This window comes from Microbacterium sp. ISL-103 (assembly GCF_018613995.1).
Classification (GTDB): domain Bacteria; phylum Actinomycetota; class Actinomycetes; order Actinomycetales; family Microbacteriaceae; genus Microbacterium.
Genome location: NZ_JAGGPD010000046.1, coordinates 1 through 7,737 on the forward strand (window position 1 = coordinate 1; position 7,737 = coordinate 7,737).

The 7,737-nt window shown below is 67.3% G+C and carries 10 protein-coding genes, 1 tRNA gene and 1 pseudogene; 9 read left to right on the forward strand and 3 right to left on the reverse strand.

Annotated elements, in window-relative coordinates; translation table 11 throughout:
• Positions 1-86 precede the first annotated feature (86 nt).
• Positions 87-935 carry a hypothetical protein gene (locus J7E68_RS20240; protein WP_311416087.1) on the reverse strand — a complete coding sequence of 283 codons (849 nt, stop codon included), beginning with the start codon at positions 933-935 and terminating at the stop codon, positions 87-89.
• Between the two features lie 491 nt (positions 936-1,426).
• Between J7E68_RS20240 and J7E68_RS20245 the strand changes: the two genes are divergently transcribed.
• Positions 1,427-1,591 (forward strand): hypothetical protein, encoded by a 165-nt coding sequence (locus J7E68_RS20245; RefSeq protein ID WP_311416089.1) that lies wholly within the window; start codon positions 1,427-1,429, stop codon positions 1,589-1,591.
• Here the strand turns inward: J7E68_RS20245 and J7E68_RS20250 are convergent.
• Positions 1,570-1,899: pseudogene (locus tag J7E68_RS20250) on the reverse strand (HSP90 family protein); the annotation flags it as partial. The gene J7E68_RS20245 and the pseudogene J7E68_RS20250 overlap by 22 nt on opposite strands.
• A 192-nt stretch (positions 1,900-2,091) precedes the next feature.
• On the opposite strand from J7E68_RS20250, the gene J7E68_RS02180 reads away from it, so the two are divergent.
• The 8 genes from J7E68_RS02180 to J7E68_RS02215 all read left to right on the forward strand — a co-directional run bounded on the left by J7E68_RS02180 (position 2,092) and on the right by J7E68_RS02215 (position 7,361).
• Positions 2,092-2,164: transfer RNA gene (locus J7E68_RS02180), tRNA-Trp, on the forward strand.
• A 39-nt stretch (positions 2,165-2,203) separates the two neighbouring features.
• Positions 2,204-2,476 (forward strand): preprotein translocase subunit SecE, encoded by a 273-nt coding sequence (secE, locus tag J7E68_RS02185; protein WP_215169456.1) that lies wholly within the window; start codon positions 2,204-2,206, stop codon positions 2,474-2,476.
• Positions 2,477-2,517: 41 nt separating this feature from the next.
• Positions 2,518-3,585 carry a transcription termination/antitermination protein NusG gene (nusG, locus tag J7E68_RS02190; RefSeq protein WP_215169458.1) on the forward strand — a complete coding sequence of 356 codons (1,068 nt, stop codon included), beginning with the start codon at positions 2,518-2,520 and terminating at the stop codon, positions 3,583-3,585.
• A 190-nt stretch (positions 3,586-3,775) separates the two neighbouring features.
• The gene (gene rplK / locus J7E68_RS02195) at positions 3,776-4,207 is read left to right on the forward strand and encodes a 50S ribosomal protein L11 (RefSeq protein ID WP_053097443.1); all 432 of its coding nucleotides are present in this window, start codon (positions 3,776-3,778) and stop codon (positions 4,205-4,207) included.
• An 11-nt stretch (positions 4,208-4,218) separates the two neighbouring features.
• A complete protein-coding gene (gene rplA / locus J7E68_RS02200) occupies positions 4,219-4,908 on the forward strand; it encodes a 50S ribosomal protein L1 (protein ID WP_056312762.1) in 690 nt (229 codons plus the stop codon).
• 164 nt (positions 4,909-5,072) lie between these two features.
• Positions 5,073-5,885, forward strand: a complete 813-nt coding sequence (locus tag J7E68_RS02205; protein ID WP_215169460.1) for a transporter substrate-binding domain-containing protein — start codon at positions 5,073-5,075, stop codon at positions 5,883-5,885.
• Between the two features lie 2 nt (positions 5,886-5,887).
• Positions 5,888-6,553, forward strand: a complete 666-nt coding sequence (locus tag J7E68_RS02210) for an amino acid ABC transporter permease (protein WP_215169461.1) — start codon at positions 5,888-5,890, stop codon at positions 6,551-6,553.
• Positions 6,540-7,361, forward strand: a complete 822-nt coding sequence (locus J7E68_RS02215; RefSeq protein WP_285224716.1) for an amino acid ABC transporter ATP-binding protein — start codon at positions 6,540-6,542, stop codon at positions 7,359-7,361. Before J7E68_RS02210 ends, J7E68_RS02215 begins: the two co-directional genes overlap by 14 nt.
• 25 nt (positions 7,362-7,386) lie before the next feature.
• Here the strand turns inward: J7E68_RS02215 and J7E68_RS02220 are convergent.
• Positions 7,387-7,737, reverse strand: a 351-nt coding sequence (locus J7E68_RS02220) for a LysE family transporter (RefSeq protein ID WP_215169463.1), incomplete at its 5' end; no start/stop codon positions are given.

Consider the following 7,737-nt stretch of genomic DNA (forward strand, 5'->3'; position numbering starts at 1 on the left):
AGGGGGTGCGGTCGATCTCTTCGATGAGCTGCGTGAAGCGCGGGTGCGGACGAGCCATGCGGGGTCCCTTCGGGCGGAGTGAGAGGTCAGAGCACGTCGCCGAAGCGGAGGGAGTCCCCTTCGATGCCGGCCGAGAGCGAGACGAGATCGGTGAGCGCCGTCGTCATGAGGGCTCGATCGGAGTCTGAGAGCGGGTGGTGGCCGGCCAGCAGCGACTGGATGTAGAGCAGCTGCACGGTGCGCGCGAAGACCGCGTCGTCCTGCACCCTCACGAGAGCGCGCACCACCCGGTTCGCCCAGTTGAGGCACAGGCGGGCGCTCGGATCGTCATCGCGTGAGGCCGACAGCGTCGAGTCGATGCGGTCGAGCACGCCTCCCCACAGCGACCCCGTGATGCCCCTGGTGCGTCCGCGGTCGATCCGGCGAAGCACCTCGGGGTCTGCGACGTAGAGCGCAGCGAGCTCCGGCTGATCGATCGAGCGCACGGTCACCGAGCATCCGGATGCCGCGAGCACCTCGCCCGCGCGCTGTTCGAGGGCCATGGCGGCGTCGCGGTCGTCGAGGGGCGGCGGGTCGAGTCGGTCCAGCTCGCCCGCGACGTCGACGAGCTCGATCGTGACCTGAGGGTAGAGGCCCGGGAGCATCCGCACGAGGTCGGCGGCGTACAGGTATCCGCCGTTCACCAGCACCTCGGAGGAGGGCGAGATGCCCGCGACCTGGCGGAACTCGTCGACCGACGGGGCGAAGCGCACGTGCGGGTAGCGCTCGACGAGGTCGCCGATGCGCATCGTGCCGTGCGTCGTCTCGAGCGTCAGCCAGCGGGTGATGAACCGAGCGAGCTCGTCGTCGTGGCGCACCAGCGACTTCAGGCCCACTTCGTGGATCGCGACGAACTGCGCGAGTCGATGGGGTTCGCGAAGCCCGAGCTCGAGCACCCAGCGGCGGATGCCGGCTCCGAGCTGCTCGCGGACGCGCNNCGTCGACGAGCGACTCGCGGCTGGCGGTCGGGGCGAGACCCGTCGAGTCGACCACCGCGCGCACGAAGAACGCCCACTCGGGGAGCACATCGTCGACGCGCTCGCCGAGCAGCATGCGGCCGAGGTACATGCGCGTCGCCTGCCGCGCCCCGGGCGGGGGAGCGAACGGCAGCACGTAGGCGAGGCCGCGGGTGCCGGTCGCGGGCTCTGCGAGTTCGATCACGTCGAGCGGGCTCGCCCCGACCAGGTCGCGCCCGTACTGCACGGCTTCGTCGATGTTCTCCGCGACGTCGAGGAAGGGCGCGCGCCGAGTGATGTCGACGTCGCCGTTCGCCGTCTCGAGGGTCACCTGCACGGGGAGGAACTCGGCGAAGGCCGTCGCCAGCTCTCGCACCGCCGCGGGGCGCAGCAGATCATCGGCGTCGAACCGAGGAGTGAGGTGCACGCTCGTGCCGATCGGCAGGTCGTCATCGATCTCGGCCACGCGGAACGTGCCGTCGGCGCTGCCCGTCCACTCGACGGCCGAGCCCCCGCGCGCACTGCGCGAGCGGATCACGATGGTGTCGGCGACCATGAAGCAGCTGAGCAGGCCGATGCCGAACTGGCCGAGGTAGTCGCTGCGGGGCATGTCGAAGATGTCGCGCTTCGAGCTGCGGCCGACCGTGGCGAGCAGGTCGGCCACCTCGGCAGCCGTCAGACCGATGCCGTCGTCTCGCAGCACGAACTCCGCCGAGGCGTCCGAGAGCGGCGTGATGCGGATGCGCCCACCCCGTCCGTCGACCTCACGGCGCGCGGTGACGGCATCCCGGGCGTTCTGCAGCAGCTCGCGCAGGTACACCCGAGGACTCGAGTAGATGTGGCGACTCAGAAGGTCGACGACCCCGCGCAGGTCCACCTGGAACTGCTGCACGTCAGCACTCACCGCATCGCCTCCTGTCGCGTCCGCTCGCCGAGCCTAACAACAACGCACGCGTGCGGTCCGGTTCGGCACCGGGCGACGGATGCCGTATGCTTGACCAGCAGTTGTTGTCTGCATTCTTTCGCCGTGCCCCGGTCCTTCCGGTCCGGTTGCGGTGGCAGGATGAAGATGACACCCCGAGACCTCCCGGTCTCTAGGGCGGTAGCTCAATTGGCAGAGCAGCGGTCTCCAAAACCGCAGGTTGCAGGTTCGATTCCTGTCCGCCCTGCGCGTCAGCACACGCTGACACACGAAAGGTACATTCAGGATGGATCAGGACGAACCGCGCGGCGAGGTCGTCGCGGCCGGCGCCACCCGCGAGAAGAAACGCGGCATCGTGGGCTTCTTCGGGAGCATCGCCCTGTTCTTCCGTCAGGTCATCGCAGAGCTGCGCAAGGTCGTCACGCCGACCCGCAAGGAACTGGTCAAGTTCACCGCGGTGGTGCTCGTCTTCGTTCTCATCGTCATGGGCATCGTCTACGGACTCGACACCCTGTTCGCCTGGGTGACACACATCGTCTTCGGGGTCCCGGGCGCCTGACGCCCTCGCGGCCCTGGCCGCAGTGATTGGAAAGAAACAACGTGTCTGAACGATATTCCGACGACGCCGACTGGGCGACCGCTGCCGAGCAGTCCAGCGAAGAGGACGAAGCCCAAGAGGGCAACGTGCTCGCTGCCGAGGAGAACTCGGTCACTTCCGCCGAGCACGTCGCGCTCCACATCGAAGACGTCGACGGCGACGAAGAGTCCGACGTGCAGGACGACACCGACATCGAGATCGACGACCCGGAGGCCGACGCGATCGTGAACGACGCTCTCAACCTGGACGAAGCGGCTGAGTCTGAGGCTGCCGCTGAGGTCCTCAACGATTCCGTGGCGGAAGAGACCGCCGAGCTCGAGGCCGCAGAGGCCGAAGAGGTCACCCCCTACGACGGCCCCGACCTCGGTGCCGACGACGAGCAGGCCGACGCCGAGCAGGGCGACGCCGAGCAGGCCGACGCCGAGTCCGACGAGGACGACGCCGAGGAAGACCCGTACGAGGCGTTCCGCCTCGACCTGCGGATGCTCCCGGGCAAGTGGTACGTCATCCACTCCTACGCGGGCTTCGAGCGCAAGGTCAAGGCCAACATCGAGCAGCGCAAGTCGACGCTCGAGGTCGAGGACGAGATCTACCAGATCGAGGTCCCGATGGAAGACGTGGTCGAGATCAAGAACGGTCAGCGCAAGATGGTCACCCGCGTGCGCATCCCCGGCTACGTGCTGGTGCGCATGGAGCTGACGGAAGACACCTGGTCGGTCGTGCGCCACACCCCGGGTGTCACCGGCTTCGTGGGCAACGCCCACAACCCGACGCCGCTGCGCTTCGAAGAGGCCTTCAACATGCTGAAGTCGCTCGTCGAGGTCAAGGACGTCCCGACCGCCAAGAACATCGCATCGAAGGGCGGCCTCGCCGTCGCTCGTCCGCTTCCGGCCGAGGTCGACTTCGAGGTCGGCGAGACCATCACGATCAAGGAGGGCTCGTTCGCGGGTCTTCCGGGTTCGATCAGCGAGATCAAGCCCGAGAGCGGCAAGCTCACCGTGCTCGTCTCGCTCTTCGAGCGCGAGACCCCGGTCGAGCTGTCGTTCGACCAGGTCACCAAGATGGTCTGACACACGCTTTCACGAGAACGGCCGTCCCTTTCGGGGCGGCCGTTCTCGCGTTCGCGGGTGGCCCTCGCATCAGGTAGACTTACGTGGTTTGTGTGCCGCTTCGGCGTGCACGCAGACGACCGCAGCCCGGAGATGCCGGGTTCGCGGGAGAGCAGATGCATCCGCATCCGTTCGATGAAAGGAAGAGGATATGGCACCGAAGAAGAAGGTGACCGGCCTGATCAAGCTTCAGATCAACGCCGGTGCAGCCAACCCGGCGCCGCCGATCGGCCCCGCGCTCGGTCAGCATGGCGTCAACATCATGGAGTTCTGCAAGGCGTACAACGCCGCGACCGAGTCGCAGCGCGGCAACGTCATCCCCGTCGAGATCACCGTCTACGAGGACCGCAGCTTCACGTTCATCCTGAAGACCCCGCCGGCCGCGGAGCTCATCAAGAAGGCCGCCGGCGTGCCCAAGGGCTCGTCGACGCCGCACACGGTCAAGGTGGCGAAGATCACCAAGGACCAGGTCCGTCAGATCGCCGAGACCAAGCAGGCCGACCTGAACGCGAACGACATCGAGGCTGCCTCGAAGATCATCGCCGGCACCGCCCGTTCCATGGGCATCACGGTCGAGGGCTGAGGAGAATAATCATGGCTACGAAGTCCAAGGCTTACAAGGCTGCCGCCGAGAAGATCGAGGCAGACCGTTTCTACACTCCCACTGAGGCAGTCGCCCTCGCGAAGGAGACCGGCTCGTCGAAGTTCGACTCGACCGTCGAGGTCGCGCTGAAGCTCGCGGTCGACCCCCGCAAGGCAGACCAGATGGTGCGCGGCACCGTCATCCTGCCCCACGGAACCGGTAAGACCGCCCGCGTCATCGTCTTCGCCACCGGCCCCGCGGCCGAGGCAGCGATCGCCGCAGGTGCAGACGAGGTCGGCGGCGCCGAGCTCATCGAGAAGGTCGCCGGCGGATGGACCGCGTTCGACGCGGCCGTCTCCACCCCTGAGCTCATGGGCCAGGTCGGTCGTCTCGGAAAGGTCCTGGGTCCGCGTGGACTCATGCCGAACCCGAAGACCGGCACCGTGACCCCCAACGCTGCCAAGGCAGTCGAGGAGATCAAGGGCGGAAAGATCGAGTTCCGCGTCGACAAGCACGCCAACGTGCACTTCGTCGTCGGCAAGTCGTCGTTCTCGGCCGAGCAGCTCGACGAGAACATCGGCGCAGCGCTCGAGGAGATCGTCCGCCTCAAGCCGTCGAGCTCGAAGGGCCGTTACATCCAGAAGGGCGCTGTGTCGACCACGTTCGGCCCCGGCATCCCGCTGGACGTCAACTCCATCTGAGTGTGATTCCGGAAAGGCCCCCGCCTCGTGCGGGGGCCTTTCTGCATCCTGTCGGTGCGACATCCGACGTCATCCGATGTGGGATGCTGAACCGAAGCCACGTAATGTAAACGAGTTCCGCGCCACAGCACTCGCGCCTCACCGCACCCCAGGAGGGTACTCACATGTCCCGTCGCCTCATCGCCGTCACCGCACTGGTCGTCGCCGCCGCCGCCCTCACCGCCTGCAGCCGCAGCACCGCCCCCCCCGAGAGCAGCTCGAGCGAAGGAGGCTCCGACTTCGGTCTCGTGAAGGACGGCACCCTGACCGTCGCCACCGAGGGCACCTACCGCCCCTTCAGCTTCCACGGCGACGGCGGCACGGGTGACCTCACCGGCTTCGACGTCGAGATCATCCAGGCGGTCGCCGACAAGCTCGACCTCGAGGTCGAGTTCCAGGAGACCCAGTGGGATGCGATCTTCGCGGGCCTCGATGCCGATCGCTTCGACGTGATCGCGAACCAGGTCAGCATCAACGAGGAGCGCCAGGAGAAGTACCTCTTCAGCGTTCCGTACACCGTCTCGCCCGGTGTCATCGTGGTCGCCGAAGACGATGACTCGATCTCGTCGTTCGACGACCTCGAGGGCAAGACCACCGCGCAGTCCCTCACCAGCAACTGGTACGACCTCGCGACCGAGTCCGGCGCCAAGGTCGAAGGTGTCGAGGGCTGGGCGCAGGCCGTCGAGCTGCTGCGTCAGGGTCGCGTGGATGCGACCGTCAACGACAAGCTGACCTTCCTCGACTACGAGACCACGAACAGCCCGTCGGGGCTGAAGATCGCAGCCGAGACCGATGAGGCCGGCGAGCAGGCCTTCGTGTTCACGAAGGACAAGGCCGACCTCGTCGAGGCCATCGACGGTGCGCTCGAAGAGCTGCGCGCCGACGGCACCCTGGCCGAGATCAGCGAGAAGTACTTCGGCGAAGACGTCACCGAGTAACCGTGGAGAATCCCTGGCAGCTGTTCCTCGACTCGCTCGGGCCCATCGCCCTCGCGGGGGTGACAGTGACGGTCCCGCTCGCGCTGATCTCGTTCGCGCTGGGTCTCGTCATCGCCATCGGGGTCGCGCTCATGCGCATCTCCGTCAATGCGGTGCTGTCGGGGATCGCCAGGTTCTACATCTCGGTCATCCGCGGCACGCCGATGATCGTGCAGCTGTTCGTGATCTTCTACGGCCTCGGGTCGATCGGACTCAAGATCGACCCGTGGCCGAGCGCGATCATCGCCTTGTCTCTGAACGTCGGCGGCTACGGTGCCGAGGTCGTTCGCGCTGCGATCCTCTCGGTGCCGAAGGGCCAGTGGGAGGCGGCGTACACGGTCGGCATGAACCGCACGCGGACGCTCACCCGGATCATCCTGCCGCAGGCCGCCCGCGTCTCGGTGCCGCCGCTGTCGAACACGTTCATCTCGCTGGTGAAGGACACCTCGCTCGCGTCGCTGATCCTGGTCACGGAGCTTTTCAAAGTGGCGCAGCAGATCGCATCGGCCACCCTGGAGTTCATGGTGCTCTACCTCGCGGCGGCGCTCGTGTACTGGGTGCTCTGCCTCGTGCTGTCGTTCGGGCAGAGCGCACTCGAGAGGAGACTCGATCGCAATGTCGCCCACTGATTCCGTGAGCTCCGGCGCGTCGACGGCAGACGCTCTGCTGACCGCCCGCGACCTGCACAAGCGCTTCGGTGACAACGAGGTGCTGCGGGGCATCGACCTCACCCTGCACCGCGGTGAGGTCGTCGTGCTGATCGGCCCCAGCGGGTCGGGCAAGACGACGGTGCTGCGCGCCCTCAACGGACTCGAGACCCCGGATGCCGGCACGATCGTCGTCGCGGGCGGGCCCGACATCGACTTCGCCCCGGCGGATGCGGTGTCCAAGCGCACGCGCGCGCAGAAGCGCCTCGCGCTGCGCGACCGCTCGGCGATGGTCTTCCAGCATCACAATCTCTTCCCCCACCTGTCTGTGCTCGAGAACGTGATCGAGGGCCCGTGGCGGGTGCAGGGCCGACCCAAGGCCGAGGTGATCGCCGAGGCGAAGGTCCTGCTCGCGAGGGTGGGGCTCGCCGACAAGGAGAACGCTCGTCCGCACGAGCTCTCGGGCGGGCAGCAGCAGCGCGTCGGAATCGTGCGTGCGCTCGCACTGCGCCCCGACCTCCTGCTCTTCGACGAGCCGACCAGTGCCCTCGACCCCGAGCTCGTCGGGGAGGTGCTGCTCGTGATCAAAGAGCTCGCCGATGAGGGCTGGAGCATGGTCGTCGTCACCCATGAGCTCAGCTTCGCGCGAGAGGCCGCCGATCGGGTGCTGTTCATGGATGCCGGAGTCGTGGTCGAAGAGGGCGCGCCGTCCGAGATCTTCGGCGCTCCGACGCACGAGCGCACCCAGCGGTTCCTGACGCGCATCCTCCGCCCGCTCGACGGAGACTGACTGCGACGCGCGGATGCGGTGCGGTTCAGCCGCCGAGAACCGGCAGAACCAGACTCACGGCGAGTGCGATCATGACGACGGCGATGAGCGCGTCGAGGATCCGCCACGAGCGCTCGGTGCGCAGCCACCGGCCGAGGTACCGCGCGCCGAACCCGAGGGCGGTGAACCAGAGGATGCTGGCGGCGATCGCGCCGCCGGCGAACAGCCAGCGATCGTCGCCGTGCGTGGCCGCGATCGATCCGAGCATCAGCACGGTGTCGAGATAGACGTGCGGGTTCAACCAGGTCAAGGCGAGAACCGTGGCGATCACCGGAGCGAGTGCGGTGCGCGTGGCTGCGATCGTCGAGCCCGCACCGGTGGCGGGTGAGGGGCCGGC